This window comes from Bacillus sp. MN7755 (genome assembly GCF_054771475.1).
This window is the reverse complement of record NZ_BTRL01000001.1, coordinates 113,019-131,593: the sequence shown is the minus strand read 5'-3', so window position 1 is coordinate 131,593 and position 18,575 is coordinate 113,019. Positions and strand designations below refer to the sequence as shown.

The following is an 18,575-nucleotide window of genomic DNA, read 5'->3' as shown; positions in this document are numbered from 1 at the left end:
TACACATTTATGATATCGATTCTCATTATAACGGAAATGTGTATAATGTGCAGGAAATGAGCTCAAAAAAATATCCCTTTTGGAAGAGGGATATTTTTTTGAGCTATTCAGTTTTGAAATGAGATACGAGTTGATCTAATTCTTCAACTGTTTGTTTCATTTGTCTAGCAGTTACAGTCATCTCATTCATAGTAATGACCTTTTGCTCAGCAGATTGTGCTGTTGCTGCTGTTTCACTAGATACTTCAGTTGAAATAGAAGCGATGTTATTCAGTGAAGCGTTCATTTCTTCAGCGCTTGCAGCCATTTCTTCAGCAGTTGCTGAGATGTCTTGCATTTGAGTAGATACTTTATTTACTTGTTCCACAATCGTTGTGAAAGAATTGCCAGCTTCACGAATGACGTGAATGCCTTCAAATGCCTCAGAACGACCTTGTGACATCATAGAGCTTGCAGTTTCAGTGTCTTGTTGAATTTGATGTAGTAATTGGTTAATATCTGTTGCCGCTGTTTTAGATTGTTCAGCAAGTTTTCGAACTTCGTCAGCTACGACAGCGAAGCCTTTTCCTTGTTCGCCAGCACGAGCTGCTTCGATAGATGCATTTAAAGCAAGTAAGTTTGTTTGCTCTGCGATATTAGAAATAGATTGTACAGCTGTATCAATATATTTCGTGTGAGTGATTAGACGTTCGACCACCTCTGACGTAGCATTTACCGCGTCGTGTATCGTTGTCATTTGTGAAACGGATTTTTGAATAACAGTACTTCCGTCGTTAGCTTGTTCAGATGTAACTACAGCAAGCTCAGTTACAGATGAAGCAGATTCAGCAATGCGCTGAACACTTACTGCCATATCGTCCATTGCCGTTGAGCTTTCTTCCATGCTAGAGGCTTGAGATTGAATACTCGCATTTAAGTTGGACATCGAGCTTTGAACTTTTATTGTTGCCTCGCGTGATATATTCGTCTTTTCTAGCATATTTTCAGAAGCGTTTTGTACTTCCACCGATGTTTTTTGAACACGATTAATGATATGTTGTAGGTTTTCTAACATTTTATTAAATGATGTTGCGATCGTACCAATTTCATCATTACTATTTACTTGTAGGCGAGCTGTTAAGTCACCTTCTTGAGATGATAATTCTTTTAGCTTACTATCAATTTGTTGAATTGGTTGTACAAGTTTACCAGAGAACCACCATGCAAGAATGATAGCTACGATAATACAAATAACAAGTGATAAGAAGATAACATATTCAATTTGTAGTGAAGATTGATCAATTTTTTTGATAGATTCGTCACGTAACTTGGCTTGTTCATTACTGTAATTTGTGAAGTCACCAATTACTTTATAGACAGTACCATTTTCTGCATAAGCTACTTGTAAAGCCTCTTCCCACTTTTGTTCTTTTGCAAGAGTGAAAACTTTCTCTTCAATAAATTTTCTCCAAGTTGATCCTGATTCCATTGTATCCTTCACAGATTGAGAAAGGTTAGGATTTGAAAGAAGTTGCTCTTTCTTATCTTCAAGAAGTTTACTCATCGAATTAAATTTGTCTAATTCGACCTGATCATGTTGTAATAAATAACCTCTTAAAGCAGAGAGCTGTACTTGATAAGCATCCCCGCGCTCTTTTAATTGTGTTGCCAGAGGGGAAATTTCTTTTTGTAATGCTTCAGCTTGACGAGATTGATCAATAGCAGAAAATAGAATAAAAGCTAAGGCGATGCCAAATAAAGCGCAAATCGTTCCCATCATAAACATTAGTTTTTTTCGAATGCTAATAAAACTCATATGATAAAAGCCTCCTTTGTGAAATCATAGTATTAGAATTAATTAATGTAAAAATTGAAATAAAGCTTTACTCCGTTTGGAATAAAGCTTCCTTCTTTCCTTTAGGAATTATAGCAGACGGAATGGGAGATAGAAAGAGATATTTTAAGGTGAAAAAAGAGAGACTGTAAATCTCTCTTTTTAATAATTTGGAAATCATAGAAGTATAAATGAAAATTTCGCTTTAAATGTTTGTTTTGAAATGGGAAACGAGAACTTCAAGTTCTTGTACGGTCGTTTTCATTTCAGAAGCTTTTTTAGCAACGACACTCATTTTGTTTACTTGGTTACCAGCTGAAGTTGCTGTTTGTGATGTTTCGGCGGCAACTTCATTTGAAATAGAAGCGATGTTATTAAGTGAAGCGTTCATTTCTTCAGAACTTGCGGCCATCTCTTCAGCAGTTGCAGACATTTCTTGCATTTGTGTAGAGACTTTATTAATGTGGTTAACAATTTCTGAGAATGAAGATCCAGCGGTACGAATGACTGTAATGCCTTCAGAAGCCTCTGACTGACCTTGCGCCATCATTTCATTTGCTATTTTTGTATCTGCTTGAATTTGATGAAGTAAATGGTTAATATCGGTTGCTGCTAGCTGGGATTGTTCAGCAAGTTTTCGAACTTCATCAGCAACAACAGCGAATCCTTTTCCATGTTCACCAGCACGGGCCGCTTCAATGGAAGCATTTAAAGCGAGCAAATTCGTTTGTTCCGCGATATTAGAAATGGATTGAAGTGCAGTATCAATATGATTCGTATGTGTAATGAGTCGCGCTACTACTTGTGATGTAGCGTTAACAGCTTCGTTAATGGTATGCATTTGTGTAATAGATTTCTCAATGACTTTATTACCACTATCTGCTTTTTCTGAAGTTGTAACAGCTAGGCTAGCAACAGAAGAGGCAGATTCTGCAATACGCTGAACACTCGTTGTCATATCATCCATTGCAGTTGAACTTTCCTCGATGCTGGAGACTTGTGAACGAATATTATGTTCAAGGGCATTCATAGTTTCTTGCGTTTTTGCTGTGTTTTCCATAGAAGAAGTTGTTTCGATAAACACATTTTCAGACGCTTCTTTTACACTTGTTGATGTTTGTTGCACTTGTTTTATTATACGTTGTAAGTTAGCAAGCATTTGATTAAAGGAATTGGCGATATCACCAATTTCATCTTTACTCGTTACGTGCAATCTAGCAGTTAAATCGCCATCTTGAGAAGCTAATTCTTTTAATTTCTCATCAATTTGTCGTATCGGTTTAACGAGTTTACCAGAGAACCACCATGCTAATAAGATAGAAGTTATTGTACATGTAATGAGTGAGAAGAAAATAATATATTGAATAAGAGATGAAGAAGACTCTACGTCAGTAATTAATGCGTCACGTTTATCATTTTCTTCATTTGCATATTTCGTAAAACGACCTAAAAGGTCATTTACATAATCGGTTTGAGCTAAAGCGATTTTGGATGCTTCTTCCCATTTTCCTTCGCGAGCGAGAGGGAGGACTTCATTATCTATGACGCTGCGCCATTTTCCTCCCATTAAAATGGCTTCTTTCATTCCTTCTGGAAGTTTTTTATCACTTGTTACTTTTTCTCTAGTATCAGCTAGTTTTTTTCCTTCTCGGTTGAATTTATCTAATCCTTTTTGATCATGTGACAGTAAATATTCTTGTAAACCAGCAACTTGTGCTTGGAACCAATCACCACGTTCTTTTAAAATTGTTGCTCTTTTGGATACATCATTTTTTAACGTTTCAATTTCACTTGCTTGGCTCATGGCGAATGAAAGAATAACAATAAGAGCGATGCTAAATAAAGAAGAAATACTTAAGAGTGTGAAGAGTAGTTTTTTTCGAATACTAACATATTTCATCGTTACCCCTGCCTTTTAAAAACTATTTATTATAATTTATAAATATTAAGAGCAGAATTAATAAAAACATCATTATGAAGTTATTAATCTGTTCAATGAAAATTATAGCAGATAATGGAAGATGGCAGATTGATATGAGTAAATGTTCTTAAAATGTATACATTTGTATATCAAAAAGTTCATAAATAAAAATTAGAAATACTATTGTAATTTGAAATAACATCATGTATACTTCTAATTAGTTGATAACGATTATCAGTATCAACTATGAACATTACTCTTCGTTATGTTGGTCATACCCCTTTTTGACGACGTAAGTCAGAGACGAAATGTTGAAATATCTTGTGTCCTATTCTACAGAATTATGGTAATCTCCAACCTCAACTTATATGCGTGAGCATGCAAAAAGGATCCTATCCGTGAAGGGATCCTTTTTTGCATGCTGTCGCAATTAATGTATATAGACCGGGTATTCGTTCTTCAATTCCTTCCGGTGCAGTAGAAGGAAAGACCCATCTTTGATGCGAACCGTGTTCTTCAACTAGTTTTTCAATTTTAAAATGTTCTTCTGCAAGTGTTGTAATAATTTCTCCTAGCGTCCAACGACGGATGGTTGTTTTAGGTAACGATTCTTTCTGCGCTTCTGTAAGAAGGATGCTATAAGCAACATCATCTTCAATTAATTCTTCATCGAAATAATTCCCATTGGCCTGAAATGAGGGATGGTCTACTCCTAATAATTTAGTGTAAACAGGATGATAGTCACGAAGAATAAGCATTCCATCTCGCTTAAGTAAGGTAGCAATTTTTTGGAAGAGCGGTTTTAAATCTAGAAAGTAATGGAGTACACCAAGTTCCAGCAATACGATATCAAATGATTCGGAGAGTTGGACATTTAATACATCAGAAACGATATACTGGATAGAGACACCGGCTGCTTCAGCAAGTTCATTTGCATATTTTGCATTACTTGCTGAAATATCAACAACCGTTACGTCAGCCCCTAAAAGAGCAAGAGAGACGGCTTTATTTCCTTTTGACCCGAGTAAATTAATAATACGTTTTCCTTTTGGAGATTGTATGTAAGGTAAATAGTGATCTACCTCGCGCATAGGATTTTCTATGAGCTTTTTCGCATAATCAGCTGGCGCCCCGTGGCGATTCGTCCAAGCTTCATAAGCAGCTGCATTCCAGCTTTTTTCATTACGTGTGCTTAGTTGTTTTTGATTCAATCGTATCACTCCTTTTGTGAACGTATAGGTATTCGGCAGGGGGATGGGATTTCCTTTTCTTTCTGGATAAAAGTTTGATTTTTCTGTGATTAAGTCGTACAATACATGTTATACGTAAAAGCGTTGAAAAGGAAAAGTAGGATGAACACATTCTTTCCAGAGAGCTTCGGTAGCTGAGAAGAAGCAAGAATATTCATTTGAACAATGGCCTTTGAGCTTCGTCCTGAACTTATCAAATGATAATAGTAGGCGGCGACGAGAGTTGGTACTCGTTATCAAAACCACAGTATAAGAGCATATAGCTCCGTACTTGTTAAGGCTAATTATGTGAGTAATTGGCGAAATAAGGTGGTACCGCGACTGTTTATACAGCCCCGCCCTTATCTTTTTTAAGATAAGGGCGGGGCTTTTTGTATTTTAAAGGAGGAATATAAGATGAGTATTTTTATTGGAGGCGCTTGGCCGTATGCAAATGGTTCGTTACATCTTGGACATATTGCGAGCTTGTTACCTGGAGATATTTTAGCACGTTATTACCGGGCAAAAGGTGAGAATGTGTTGTATGTTTCGGGAAGTGATTGTAATGGAACACCGATTGCAATTAGGGCAAAACAAGAAGGAGTGACGGCGAAGAAAATTGCTGATAAGTATCATGAAGAATTTGAGCGATGTTTTCAGGATTTAGGTTTTACGTATGATTGCTATACACGTACAGATAGTGAGCACCATCATGAAACGGTTCAAAAAGTTTTTTTACGTTTATTAGAAGAAGGCTACATTTATAAAAAAACAGTGGAACAAGCATATTGCGAAACGTGTACGCAGTTTTTACCTGATCGTTATGTAGAAGGCATTTGTCCACATTGTCATGAAGCAGCGAGAGGAGATCAATGTGATGCATGTTCTGCTATTTTAGATCCACTTGATTTGTTAGACAAGAAATGTAAGTTATGTGGTAGTACGCCATCAGTACAGGAAACAGAACATTTCTATTTCGCATTGCATACATTTCAGCACCAAATTAAAGAGTCTGTAGAAATTGCAAAACAAAAAGGAACATGGCGTGACAATGCAATTCAGCTAACAGAAAGATATGTAAAAGAAGGGTTACAAGATAGGGCAGTGTCACGTGATTTACCAATCGGAGTTCCAATTCCGGTATCGGGATACGAAGATAAAAAAATTTACGTATGGATTGAAGCGGTGACAGGCTATTATTCAGCGAGTAAACATTGGGCTGAAGGAACAGGGAAAGATGATCAAGAGTTTTGGGATAGAGAAGCGAAAACATATTATGTGCACGGAAAGGATAATATTCCGTTTCATTCTATCATTTGGCCAGCGGTATTGCTTGGAATAGGAGAAGGGGCAATTCCTCGTCATATCGTTTCGAATGAATATTTAACAGTTGAAAAAAGAAAATTATCGACAAGTAAAAACTGGGCAGTATGGGTACCTGACATATTAGAACGCTATAATCCAGATTCTATTCGTTACTTTTTAACAGTCAATGCACCAGAAAATCGCGATACTGATTTTTCATGGCGAGAATTTATTTACAGTCATAATAGTGAATTGTTAGGTGCATACGGGAACTTTGTAAACCGGACATTAAAGTTTATTGAAAAATATTATGATGGCATTGTACCAAAGGGAAGTATTGATGTAGAGCTGAAAGATAAAGTAGAAGGATTATATAAAAATGTAGGAGAGGCGATTGAGCAAACTAAATTTAAGGTAGCGCTAGAATCAATATTTGATGCAGTACGTTTTGCAAATAAATATTTTGATGAGAGACAACCGTGGAAACAACGAGAAGATGATCCAGTTTCATGCGAAGAGACGATTTATAACTGTGTGTATCTCATCGCTAATTTTGCAAATCTCCTTGAACCGTTTTTACCATTTTCAAGTGAAAGAGTTAGAAACACATTATCGATTGTTAAAAAGAATTGGGAACCTCAAAATACGTTACCGAATCAAATTAATAGTGTGCAGCCATTATTTGAAAGAATCGATGTAAAACAAATTGAGTGTGAGATAGAGAAACTATATGGAGCGGTAAAGTGAGATAGAGAAAAAGACCTTTCAAGTGAATGAAAGGTCTTTTGTTATGCAGTATGTATACTATTCCGTTCCTTCCCTTTCCTAGCCGTAAGTAGCTGAGGAGTGAAAATCCCAAGTAGTATAAAGATTATCCCAATCCACTGCATGAATGTTACGACTTCATGTACAAGTGTAATAGAAGCGATAATGGCCGTTGGTAATTCAGCTGCTCCTAGTATTGTACTAAGTCCTGTTCCTACTTTCGGTACGCCAATTGAAAAACAAATGACAGGTACGACAACACCGAATAATCCGAGGAAGAAAGCGTATTTCCAAAGACCGGCTTGCAGGGCACCGTCTGTTAAAAAGGTTGGCGGGAAGAATAGGCATACGATAAGAGTAGCGCTTGTTGTCATAAGAAAGCTTTTTGTATAAGGCGGAACTTCTGTAGCAACGCGCCCACTTGCAAAAACATAGAATGAAAAAGAGGCAGCGGCTAATAGACCAAAGATAATACCTTTCATGGAAAAGTTTTGTCCAAGACCTTCAAAGACACCGCCTGCAAACAATGTACCAGTAAATAAAATAATGATAGATATAACTTTTTCACGGCTTGGAAATGTTCGATTGGCAATTGCTTCAATAACTACACCAATCCATGTGAACTGGAAAAGTAGGACGACAGCGGTAGATGCTGGTAGTTCTTCTACAGAAATAGCGTAGAAAATACCAGTCATACTCATTGTTGTGCCAACTGTTAGTAAGGAGAAGAATTGTTTTTTTGTTACTTTATGACGTGAAACGAAAAGAACGAGCAGAAGAAGCCCAATCCATCCGAAGACATATTGTCCTCCTAATAGTTGATGTGCTGAAAACCCATCAATAAATCCGAGTTTGAAAATAGTTGAAAGTACACCGTAGCTACAAGCTCCGAATAAAACGAGTAATGAATACTTAAATTTCTCCATGAAAATCCTCCTTTTAAATAATAAAAAACGCCCGCTATCCAAATAAGGATAACGGGCGAACGAAACAGAGTAAGATACTCTACAAAATTCCGCCACTCATACGAAGTATGAATTTGGGGTATGAAATTGTAGTAGGTTTTTACATTGCTTTTGGGAATACAATAGAACATTTTACACCTTGAGGTGTGTTTTGTATCCCATAAGGAAACTGATGCTTATCTAGTATTTGTTTTACAATGTATAACCCAAGACCACTACCTTGTACTAAGCCATGTTTGTCAGGGTTTGCGCGATAGAATGGTTCAAATAAATGGGCAAGTTTATCTTCATCTATTTGTGAACCTGTATTTAATACTTCTAATGCGTAACCGTTTGGTTTTTCATAAAGCTTTATATATACATGCTGATGGTCAATTGTATAATGAATTGCATTTGAAATAATGTTAAAAATAGCAGTTTGAATAAATTTAGGATCAGCTAAAACTTGTACATCTTGTTTAATGTTAGATTGCACATTTAACTGCTTTACAGATACGAAATAATCTACTTTCTTCATAACATCCTCAATAATATTAGTTAATGAGATAACTTTTAAATTAGGTTTAAATTGAGGGTTTTGTATTTTGGATAATTCCGACATTTTTTCCGTTAATATGTTAATGTCTTGCATCATTTCATAGGAACGTTTTAAATATTTATCTCTATCTTTATAAGCTCCAATTCCGTGAATCATGCCATCTAGTTGTCCCATAACGGCTGCGATTGGTGTTTTTAATTCATGGGAAACCATAGACATAAATTCTTTACGAGATTGTTCTAATTGTTGTTCCTTTTTGAGTTCATTTCTTAAATCTTGATTGCTTGCATGTAAATTCTTCACAATATTTGGTACTTGTGAAGCAGCTACTTGCAAATTAAAGTCTGTTTGATCAGTATTTTTGTTAAGTAGCTTTTTATCTGAAAAATCAAGATTCATAATATCTTTTAGAGCATCACTCATATATTGAAAAGGTCTAGCAATTAGTTTTGCATAAATTAAAGATCCGAGCAGAGAGAGTGCAAGCATTGTTGCCCCAATATGTGGAGCTAATTGCTGCAGTACATCTGTTAATTTTGGATTATCTTGTGCATCATTTGCTTTACTTGCTGCATTTTGTTTATGTAAGGCATCATTAGTAGCGACTTGCTTTTCCATTTCTGTAAGTGGAGCAGAAGCGCTATTTTTCCCCGAAATATTTTGAGTATGTTCTTTTGCTTTTGCAGTTTGGCTAGGCTGCAAAAGGTGATTGATAGCTGTAGAGAGTGATTTATAATCTATAATAGAAGATTGGAAATTAAAAATGTCTCCCTGTGATACAGCTTTATTTTGATTCGTTTTACTTTGGTCGTTTTGTTTATCTGAATCCGCTTGTTCTGTAGTCAGCATTCCAGTTTCTTTCGCAAAACGTTCTTTATCGTAGTCTGAAGCTAAGAAGTAAATAATTTGATAAAGACAAAGTGATAAAAGAATACAAAATAATAAGGTTTTGATGAAAATATTTTTGGTGATGTTGTCTTTGCTACGATTCGATTTTGTAGCCAATGCCTTTCACCGTTTTAATATAAGGAATTCCTAATTTTTTTCGTAAGTTTTTAATATGTGTATCTATAACTCTTACATCACCATAATGTTCATAGCCCCATACCTTATTCAACAAATCACTTCTTGATAATACTTTTCCTCGATTTTGCAGTAAAGTATAAATAATTTCAAATTCTTTTGTTGTCAATTCAATTTGATTACCATGAACATAAGCGGCATATGCTGTAGAATTTAACATCAATTCATGGAATTGTAGTATAGTTGCAGCTTCGGCTTCCTTCGTTGCTGCCCTTCTTAATACGGCTTCTACACGTTTAATAAATACGGTGTAATGGAACGGTTTCGTAATATAGTCATCAATACCTAACTCAAATCCTTTAATTTCACTTTCTTCATTATGTAAGCCTGTTAACATAATGATTGGTACATCAGATTGTCCTCGCATAATTTTACAAATACTATAGCCATCTATATCTGGTAACATCACATCAAGGAGGACAAGATCGTATGAATTTTTTTGGAAAAGAAGTATACCTTCTGTTCCAGCGCCAACAACATCAACGGTAAAGTTTTGTGCCATTAGAAATTCACGAATCAGTTCTTGTATATCTGGGTTGTCTTCAATCACCAGTATATGCGTCATAGTAACACCTCCTAAATAACGCTTTTAACTGCAATATTCGAATTCATCATTTTTCCGATGACTCAGATTGTTTATACATATAATAAGCCCCCGCCATAAAATAATCATGAAAGTAGCAAGGGGAGTTGTTTAGTGAAACTGAATATTTAAGAATTACAGTAATTCTATTATAGTATGTATTGTAAAATTTATAAAATATTATAACTGTATAATTTTAATATCCATGTTTATCAATGTTTGGATGTTATTTAACACAATCTATTCCTATTATATATGTAAATACAGTTGTTTTGCTACTGTAAATGAAGAAATAAAATAAGCCAAGACATAAAATTCTTGGCTACATGTAAATCGCGCTTTGAGGTTATTTTACAGTGACAGTAGCTTGCTGGGGAATACGCTCAAATAACCAGTGTATATCATTGTTATACATACGAATACAACCTAGTGTTGTCCACTTACCAATTGCCTGATTATTGTTCGTACCATGAATCGCATAAGTTGTTCCGTAAGTTCCTGCCATGTTTAGTCCGAGCCAACGGTCACCAAGTGGATTACGTGGATCGCCGCCTTTAATTTTGCCTGTATAATAAGGACGATTTTTAATTTTATTTACGATTTGAAAAGTACCTTTAGGTGTAGGAGTAGCTGCTTTTCCAGTAGCGACAGTAAAACTCTTTATGAATTTTCCGTTTTGATAATAATCCATTTTATTTAACTGTGTATTCACGATAAGCTGATCATTTGTTGTAGCTGCCTCAGCATTTGTGAATGGAATAGTTAAAAATCCTAATGATAATAGTGCGCTTAATAATAGTTTTTTCATTATATTCTCCTTTTTACTATTGTAGTAGTATTACATACAATGAATTTGCAATCCTCGTAATACTTTATTTACATTTTCATCTAATGTTTCAAAGAAAGTAGTAATTTTGGCATTGTATTTGTTGTTTTTATCAATAAGTAATCTTTCATTTAATAAAAGTTCCCCATGTAGTCCAAAGCTTTGAACTTGAATATTTAATTCATCTTCAGTTTCAGAAATAATTGGTAAGAAGTAGTGAAAAGCTTTCGTTGGAATGATATAGCTTTTGCCAATCATGCTTTCTTGATTTGAATTAATCCATTTTTTCGTGACAATTTTAATGTTCTTTTTTGAAACGATAAAAGATAGTGTAGTAGATTTTGTTAAACTTACGTCAAATTCATTTGTTTCACATATGTGTAAATTAAAAACGGTTTCATTTTGATGAGATTCAACATTTGTATTAATAAAATCGTGCATTTTATAAGCTTCCATTTCTTATTCACCCTTTTTTCAATTTCGAAAAGCTATTCATATTTATTCAAATTAATGCTTAGTCATTTATTGGTTAAATTTTTCAACAAATTCCGATATAATCTTACAATACGTATATGAAGCTAATATGAAGTTAGTATGAGTTTGTAGTGGTTTTTTATTAAGAACAAAATATAACGATTTTTAAGTGTTAAAAAATGGATAAAAACTGCATGTTAAGCCCTCAGTTTCGTACGGTATATATTTGTTGAATTGTTTTTGAATGAAAGTAAATAGAAGGAAATAAAGAACAGAAAGTTTTAGTGTGAGCCTTACAAAAATGTAATAAAAATGTAAGCTATTGTGATAGTTATTTCGACAATTTTTTTATACAATAATAGTAAGAAGTTGTACGTGATTGAAAGGAGAGATGACATGGAATGGATTCATGAATTATTTCAGCAATACGGGTACTATGTTGTACTTGTTGGTTTGCTGTTAGAATATATTGCACTTCCGTTTCCGGGAGAGCCAACATTAGCATATGCGGGATTTTTAGCACATAAGGGTGATTTAAGCTTACCGATTTTAATCATTCTATCCTTTATTGGGACAAGTGTAGGAATGACGATTCAATACTTTTTAGGAAATAAATTAGGTATGCCCTTTATTCAAAAGTATGGGAAATACGTATTTTTAACACAAAGAAAAATCGACTTAACAAGAATGTGGTTTGATAAGTATGGATATTTCCTAATCTTTATCGGTTTCTTTATTCCTGGTGTACGTCATTTTACAGGGTACTTTGCAGGAATTATTAACTTACCATTCCGTCGCTTTGCAATTACAATTTACTCAGGTGCTCTATTTTGGGTATCATTCTTCCTAATCGGGGGTTACTGGTTAGGTGGCAACTTACATGATATTTTTGGAGCGCTAGAAGGTCACATTGGTAAGATCATTTTTGGAGTTATCGTTATCGTAGCAGTTACGTTAGGCGTTCGTTTCCGCAAACAGTTAAAACAAGTATTCTTACAAAACGCAAGTTAATATGGAATCCATTCTATGTCAGAATTTAGGGAGGCAGTGCAGACGCACTGCCTTTTTTATTTTACGTTCCAATCGATTTTCAACTTTCCTTTTAATTGATTTCCGCTAACTATAATGTAATAAGTGCCGGTCTTAATTGCTGCGAAATGGTACGTATTAGGGCCAGCTGGAGCTAAATAATTTTCTTCCTCTTGAAATTCACTAGCCATTTTTATGTCCCCTATATAGCCATTCGAATTATCAGTTCGTGATTCAATAGTGAATTCTAATATGTCCCCTCGTTTTAGTTCAATTGGGACTTTATGTTCACCACTAAAATGTTGAAAAGATGCTTCGAAAGAGTTATCTGTTTTTGTTTCGACCCATTGTTCTTTTGATGTTCCAAACTTTTCTAGATCTACTAAGTTAATTGTGATAAATATAATAAACATAATGCTTGGTACGAAATATTGTACCCACTTAAATTTTGTTGCTATGACTGTACATAAATAGAAAGAAAGAGAACATACTGCTCCAATTGATCCAAGGAAAAAGAACTGTATTAGACTAGCTTCTTTAAATATTAAGAAGGGAAGAAAAAATAAATAGCCGCAAAAAATATAAAGTAATAATGTTTTCAGTTTTGTATGTGTTTTTAATTTCAATTTATCGATGCAAATAGAACAAAAAATTGCATATACCGCAAGGATAGGAACGAAGGGAACATATAGTAGTTCTCGTAATCCAGCTAAGAAACTATATAATGTTGGTTGACTAGTTGTTAAGAGAAGCGTGCTAATAAGTAATAATAAAAAGAAAGTCGCTGTAAGCTTAGTAAGAATATAGGATAAAGTAGACGTTTTATTCATATGTCACTTCCTTTGTTTAATATTTCACATTCATTATATAGGTTATTTCCATCATAATACATCCTTATTTTTGTCAATTATTAACGTCAAAATGACAATTATAATTGACAAAAATAAGGATATTATTTACAATTTTAATTAAATAAATGAAAAAGAGGGAAGACATGAAGCTGCAAAATCGAGTGAGGGAATTGCGAGCAAAGCATCGTTTATCACAAGGGGATTTAGGGAAAGCGATTGGCTCATCAAGGCAAACAATCAGTTTAATTGAGCGCGGGGATTATGCACCATCTATTGTATTGTCGTTAAAAATCGCACACATATTCAATGTACCGGTGGAGGAAATATTCACACTAATCGAGGGGGAAGAGGACGATGAAGAGTAAACGAGGGGAACAATTTTTTAGTTTTTGCAAACTCATATTAAGTATGGTAGGTGGATTTTTTGCCTCTTATATAGCTTTAGATTTACTCTCGGATGAACCGAGAAAATTATCACCCAATATATTAATAGGTGTATGTACTATTTTTGGAATGATAATGATGTATTACACTTGGAAGAATACACGTATGTTAGCGGAGGTACGCGATGAAGAAGAGAGCGTACAAGGCAGGAAATTAGGCATTATAAGTATATATTTACGTGTAGGTGATATAGTTACGCAGGCGTGGTTTGTATATGCAGTTATTACATGTAGACGTGCACTGTTGCAGGATACAAATGTTTCATTTGCAGTGTGGAATTTAGTAGCTTCTATTGTTTGTTTAACGATTGTAGTGGTTATCGGGATTATAACAAAAAATCATTATAACAAGCTATATCCTGAACAAGGTGTAACGTATATAGAATCGATGAAAATGTGGACGAAAAACGCAGATGAAGGATTAAAGCACATTGTGCATGAAGCTGGATATAAAGCGTATGAATTTACGAATAAAGTATTGGCATATGTATGGTGGGCTGCCGTTATTTATACAGCGGTTAGCGATATTGATTTTGTATTAATCGGCTTAATCTCATTTATTTGGATATTGCATCTCGGAAAGTTCATGTACGAAATGCATAGAAAAATGATTTATTAAGGGGAGAAAAAAGTGGATATTTTAAGAAGGCCAGCTGGTTCTATGACGGCGGCGTTAGTTTTGTCCATTTTATATGGAGTAATCCGAACTGAGAAATTAGAAGTAATTTTGAACCTATGGGCAATAGTTGGAATTTCATTGTTAGTGTTAGCCATTCATGAGCTAGGACATGTAGTATTTGGTGTAATAGGTGGTTTGACATTTAAATTTATGACAGTAGGACCCATTACTATTCAAAAAGAAAAAGGAAAATTACGCATTCGAGAAAATAAATTATGGGCGTACTTTGGAGGCGTTGCAACACTAGTACCACCTTCTATAGAGACACCGAATCTTTCGAAAAAATGGGCGTGGCTCACTTTAGGTGGACCGATTACGAGTTTACTATTTGGTATTACTTTCGGTTACATATACATGGTGAGTTATTATCAATATCTTTTATATTTTTCTGTTTTACACTTTGTGATTTTTGCAGCTACAATCGTACCGATAAAAGGAACGTTTTTGAGTGATGGTATGCAATTTCTTATTTTAATTAAAGATGATGAAAAGGCGAAGCAGCATTTATATAATATTCAAGTATCGAGTGAGTTATTTAGTTATAAAAGACCGAAAGACTGGGATGAGAGATTAATAGAACTTAGTGAGGAAAAAATAAAAGAGGATAAAGAAATAAGAGAGATAATGAGCGGACTTATGCTCGTCTTTTGTGCCAGAGCTGATCAAAAGGGAATGGAAAGAGCGATACCGTATATAGAACAAATTGTTCGAATACCTGTAACGAAGGAAAATAAATTTTTCGTTAGTAGTTTTCATAGTTGGTATCTTTTATATAAAGCTCTTTATCAGATGGATAGTCTTTCTTTGCAAGAAGCGAAGAAACATGGGAAGGCCATTACAAAAATAGACTTACATGGATATTATCGCACACAAGGAATTATTAAATATTTAGAGGGCGATATGGAAGCGTCCCGTACTTATATGAGGAAAGCCGATAAAGAATTAAAGAGCGCCGAGAAGAGTGAAATGGGATATTTACAATTAGAGAGAGAATGGTTTGAGCAGCTAAAAGAGAGGGTATCTTACGATGGGTGAGGTATCCTCTTTTTTCTATGTCGTCTTATGCCGTTCCATAAAAAGTCTGGGGCGAGTAAAATAAGATATGAAGAGCAAAGCTTGGAGGAATTCTACATGGAAATTTTAACGATTATTTTAATAGTCTTGCTCATTTATGTTGTTTTTAAAGTGGCATATGTAGCATTAAAAATACTCGCGATCTTATTAATTATCTTTTTAATCGTAGAGTTCGGCAGTAAATTGCTTGGGGGATAGGGTATGTTGTGCGTTTTGAGTGTCGAAGAATGTCGGTAAGTCGATATCCTATGTCGAACCGTCGATATAATGAAAAAATCGCCGATATAAGTGGAGAAATCATCGATAAATTTGAAAAATCGCTGATATATTTAAGTGGATACTGGATGGGGGATATGGAAAAGGAGTTGCCCTGAGGGTAGCTTCTTTTTATTGTGGTGCCGGGGTATAGAGGATGAATAGGTTGTCGAAGAATGTCGGTAAGTCGATATGTTGTGTCGAACCGTCGATATAATGAAAAAATCGCTGATATATTTCGGTGGATACTAAGTGGGGTATATGGGGAAGGGGTTGCCACGGGGGTAGCTTCTTTTTATTGTGGTGACCGGATCTGCAAAACAAAATAAAAAAAGCTGGAAGAATATCTTCCAGCTTACGAGTTACTTTCAATTTGGCGACCGTTTTCTTCTTCATTGTCTTGTAATAGGTTGAATACGTCTGCTAGGCAGAAGGCAATGAACCAAGTCCATAGACCGTGGAAGAAAGCTGAGCTTAATTGAAGTGGTAATGTATAGTTTGTCATTGAGTAGGAAATACATCCACCAACGATTCCGATCATTGTTAATAACATTGTTTTTTGCGCATTCTCTTCTGGATTGAAGAGGAAGTAAATATATCCGCCTAAAATCGAAGCGCTTACAAGGGTTTCCATTCCATTAAAAATGATATTCTCTCCAAGCTGAGTGTTTGTCCAGAAGCAGATTGTTCCGCCGATAATAGCAAACAGGACAGCTATTGTGTATCTTATATATTGATTCATATGTTCATCTCCTTATGTAATAAGATGATTTGGAAGTCAAAAAGGTAGGTATAGTATATTGAAGTGAATTTTAGTTGTAAGGATCTTTTTATAAAAAGATCAGTGAAGAATAACTAAGATGATCGGCTTTTAAACCGTTACGTGTATGGTGATTGAAATATACCCGACTTCTCGTTTCTTTTTGTTTGGAAAATATGAGAAACTTCCAAGTCTATATACTTTTTTTGTGAGTCTGCTTTCATTATAACACATTTAGGGCCACAATAATAGAATTATCTGATTTTGTAATAAGTGTAAAAAATAAAAATCGCAAGGAAATACCACTAACAATGCAGTTTAGTGGAAGAAGGATTTTAATTTATTATGATGAAATATGTAATCAAGGTGAGATCTAAGAAGGAGGCTTAAATACTATAAAAAATGTTTTGTAGCATGAATGTAAGGGAGGAGAGCTAACTTGGAGATCACAACAGAAAGATTAATAATTAGACCTTTTAAGAGTACTGATTTACAGGATGTATTTGCTATTTATAATAATGATGATACATGTAAGTTCCTATTACATAATAAGTGGACTCATGAAGACATGCAGAAAAGATTTAATAAGAAGCTAGCAAACAATGTACTTACTGAAGAATCAATATTAAGTTTGGCAGTTATATACAAGACTAAAGTAGTTGGTGATTTATCCGTATGGTACACAAATATGAAAGATACTGTTGAGATTGGTTATAGTTTTTCAAATGAAGTAGCTGGGAGAGGTTTGGCAACAGAAGCAGTAAGTAGTTTGGTATTTAAATTATTTAATGAATGTAATGTACATCGTATACAAGCTAATCTTGATGCACGTAATACAGCTTCAAAAAAATTGTGTGAACGAATAGGCATGAGAAAGGAAGCCCATTTCATACAAGATTTTTGGAATAAAAATGAATGGACAGATAGTTTTGTATATGGAATGCTATCCTCCGATTTGTAGTAATAAACTTCGTGATTTTATTATGCTAAAGGGTGCGTTAGTTGAATAACAAAGGGCATAACATATTATATATGACTAATATGTTATGCCCTTTAATGTATTAACCTTTTTTATATGCGTTTGAAACGGCCGACAATTTCAACTGTTTCAGTAATGTTCATAAATGCTTTGTTATCCACTTGACGGATAATACGTTTCATTTCGCCTAACTCATATCGAGTCACGACAGTGTAAATCATTTTTTTCTTATGGTTTGTATAGCCGCCGACAGCGTCTACCATTGTCACCCCGCGTATGCCGTGATGTAATAGTGCGCTTTTTATTTCCTCACCTTTTTCTGTAACTGTCATTATCGTTAATTTAATATGTTTTGTATGCACGGCATCAATTACTTTGCTGACTACAAACCGGCTAATTAACGTATAAAGCGTAATATCCCATCCGAAAATAAATCCTGCTGCAACAAGTAAGATTAAGTTGAATCCAAAGATGATTGCTCCAATCGAAATATCTCGATGTTTTGCTACAATCAATCCAACGACATCAAAACCACCTGTTGACGAAGCAAATCGGAATATAATTCCTGAAGCTGCTCCGCAGATGACACCACCGAATACAGAAGAAAGTAAAATATCGTCTGAAACTTGGTGTACCGGGATAATGTTCATCGCTAAAGATGATACAGCTACAAAGTACGCTGTTAAAAAGGTTGTCTTCTTTCCTAAGTAAAAGTGACTTAAAATAAGAAGAGGAATGTTTAGTAAAAAGATAAGTGCACCGATATTGTAGTGCATTAAATAACCGATAATCATCCCTACACCAGCGAATCCACCGCTAATCATATTATGCGGGATAAAGAACATATTCATAGAAATTGCATACAAAATAGAAGCTACGAAAATAACAACCAACTGTATGATAAATTCTAAGTGAAATGTTTTAGCTGCTGGGAAGGATAAAAAGGCGGTGTCGGGAACGTAATCGGCGTCTCCTAGTTGACCCATAGTATGTTTCATCTCCA

18 protein-coding genes and 1 other annotated feature are annotated in these 18,575 nt (G+C 34.8%); of the genes, 7 read left to right on the top strand and 11 right to left on the bottom strand.

The annotated features are described in order from the left end of the window. Positions 1 to 103: 103 nt before the first annotated feature. From ACYVEC_RS00755 to ACYVEC_RS00745, 3 genes are all read right to left on the bottom strand, one after another. A complete protein-coding gene (locus ACYVEC_RS00755) occupies positions 104 to 1,795 on the bottom strand; it encodes a methyl-accepting chemotaxis protein (protein WP_063222176.1) in 1,692 nt (563 codons plus the stop codon). A 223-nt stretch (positions 1,796 to 2,018) separates the two neighbouring features. Further along, positions 2,019 to 3,713, bottom strand: coding sequence for a methyl-accepting chemotaxis protein (locus ACYVEC_RS00750; RefSeq protein WP_063222175.1), 1,695 nt, complete (start codon positions 3,711 to 3,713; stop codon positions 2,019 to 2,021). Between the two features lie 413 nt (positions 3,714 to 4,126). After that, positions 4,127 to 4,945 (bottom strand): class I SAM-dependent methyltransferase, encoded by an 819-nt coding sequence (locus ACYVEC_RS00745; RefSeq protein ID WP_063222174.1) that lies wholly within the window; start codon positions 4,943 to 4,945, stop codon positions 4,127 to 4,129. Between the two features lie 114 nt (positions 4,946 to 5,059). Further along, positions 5,060 to 5,330 (top strand) — a binding site (T-box leader). A gap of 50 nt (positions 5,331 to 5,380) precedes the next feature. Here ACYVEC_RS00745 and metG point away from each other — a divergent pair. Then, positions 5,381 to 7,015, top strand: coding sequence for a methionine--tRNA ligase (gene metG, locus ACYVEC_RS00740; RefSeq protein WP_063222173.1), 1,635 nt, complete (start codon positions 5,381 to 5,383; stop codon positions 7,013 to 7,015). 41 nt (positions 7,016 to 7,056) lie between these two features. Here metG and ACYVEC_RS00735 read toward each other — a convergent pair whose 3' ends face one another. From ACYVEC_RS00735 to ACYVEC_RS00715, 5 genes are all read right to left on the bottom strand, one after another. Then, positions 7,057 to 7,959, bottom strand: coding sequence for an EamA family transporter (locus ACYVEC_RS00735; RefSeq protein WP_063222172.1), 903 nt, complete (start codon positions 7,957 to 7,959; stop codon positions 7,057 to 7,059). A 139-nt stretch (positions 7,960 to 8,098) separates the two neighbouring features. Further along, the gene (locus tag ACYVEC_RS00730) at positions 8,099 to 9,541 is read right to left on the bottom strand and encodes a sensor histidine kinase (protein ID WP_063222171.1); all 1,443 of its coding nucleotides are present in this window, start codon (positions 9,539 to 9,541) and stop codon (positions 8,099 to 8,101) included. Beyond that, positions 9,519 to 10,184, bottom strand: coding sequence for a response regulator transcription factor (locus tag ACYVEC_RS00725; protein WP_000148833.1), 666 nt, complete (start codon positions 10,182 to 10,184; stop codon positions 9,519 to 9,521). Before ACYVEC_RS00725 ends, ACYVEC_RS00730 begins: the two co-directional genes overlap by 23 nt. 364 nt (positions 10,185 to 10,548) lie before the next feature. Further along, positions 10,549 to 11,010 carry a L,D-transpeptidase gene (locus ACYVEC_RS00720; RefSeq protein ID WP_000735052.1) on the bottom strand — a complete coding sequence of 154 codons (462 nt, stop codon included), beginning with the start codon at positions 11,008 to 11,010 and terminating at the stop codon, positions 10,549 to 10,551. Between the two features lie 30 nt (positions 11,011 to 11,040). After that, the gene (locus ACYVEC_RS00715; protein WP_063222170.1) at positions 11,041 to 11,484 is read right to left on the bottom strand and encodes a DUF3978 domain-containing protein; all 444 of its coding nucleotides are present in this window, start codon (positions 11,482 to 11,484) and stop codon (positions 11,041 to 11,043) included. 414 nt (positions 11,485 to 11,898) lie between these two features. On the opposite strand from ACYVEC_RS00715, the gene ACYVEC_RS00710 reads away from it, so the two are divergent. Further along, positions 11,899 to 12,513 carry a DedA family protein gene (locus ACYVEC_RS00710; RefSeq protein ID WP_063222169.1) on the top strand — a complete coding sequence of 205 codons (615 nt, stop codon included), beginning with the start codon at positions 11,899 to 11,901 and terminating at the stop codon, positions 12,511 to 12,513. A gap of 56 nt (positions 12,514 to 12,569) precedes the next feature. On the opposite strand, the gene ACYVEC_RS00705 is transcribed toward ACYVEC_RS00710, so the two are convergent. Beyond that, positions 12,570 to 13,361, bottom strand: coding sequence for a hypothetical protein (locus ACYVEC_RS00705; RefSeq protein WP_063222168.1), 792 nt, complete (start codon positions 13,359 to 13,361; stop codon positions 12,570 to 12,572). A 164-nt stretch (positions 13,362 to 13,525) separates the two neighbouring features. On the opposite strand from ACYVEC_RS00705, the gene ACYVEC_RS00700 reads away from it, so the two are divergent. From ACYVEC_RS00700 to ACYVEC_RS00685, 4 genes are all read left to right on the top strand, one after another. Continuing rightward, positions 13,526 to 13,747 (top strand): helix-turn-helix transcriptional regulator, encoded by a 222-nt coding sequence (locus ACYVEC_RS00700; protein ID WP_063222167.1) that lies wholly within the window; start codon positions 13,526 to 13,528, stop codon positions 13,745 to 13,747. Beyond that, positions 13,737 to 14,444 carry a DUF3169 family protein gene (locus tag ACYVEC_RS00695; RefSeq protein WP_063222166.1) on the top strand — a complete coding sequence of 236 codons (708 nt, stop codon included), beginning with the start codon at positions 13,737 to 13,739 and terminating at the stop codon, positions 14,442 to 14,444. The genes ACYVEC_RS00700 and ACYVEC_RS00695 overlap by 11 nt, the downstream gene beginning before the upstream one ends. A 42-nt stretch (positions 14,445 to 14,486) precedes the next feature. Continuing rightward, positions 14,487 to 15,539 carry a site-2 protease family protein gene (locus ACYVEC_RS00690; protein ID WP_063222192.1) on the top strand — a complete coding sequence of 351 codons (1,053 nt, stop codon included), beginning with the start codon at positions 14,487 to 14,489 and terminating at the stop codon, positions 15,537 to 15,539. Between the two features lie 96 nt (positions 15,540 to 15,635). Beyond that, positions 15,636 to 15,776 (top strand): DUF3985 family protein, encoded by a 141-nt coding sequence (locus ACYVEC_RS00685; RefSeq protein WP_000404784.1) that lies wholly within the window; start codon positions 15,636 to 15,638, stop codon positions 15,774 to 15,776. A gap of 412 nt (positions 15,777 to 16,188) precedes the next feature. On the opposite strand, the gene ACYVEC_RS00680 is transcribed toward ACYVEC_RS00685, so the two are convergent. Then, entirely contained in the window at positions 16,189 to 16,575 is a 387-nt protein-coding gene (locus ACYVEC_RS00680) for a DUF3938 domain-containing protein (protein ID WP_063222165.1), read from the bottom strand. Between the two features lie 457 nt (positions 16,576 to 17,032). Between ACYVEC_RS00680 and ACYVEC_RS00675 the strand changes: the two genes are divergently transcribed. After that, on the top strand, positions 17,033 to 17,554 hold the full coding sequence (locus tag ACYVEC_RS00675; protein ID WP_000406910.1) for a GNAT family N-acetyltransferase: 522 nt from the start codon (positions 17,033 to 17,035) through the stop codon (positions 17,552 to 17,554). Between the two features lie 110 nt (positions 17,555 to 17,664). Here the strand turns inward: ACYVEC_RS00675 and ACYVEC_RS00670 are convergent, their stop codons facing one another. Further along, a complete protein-coding gene (locus ACYVEC_RS00670) occupies positions 17,665 to 18,558 on the bottom strand; it encodes a YitT family protein (protein ID WP_000530035.1) in 894 nt (297 codons plus the stop codon). Positions 18,559 to 18,575 lie beyond the last annotated feature (17 nt).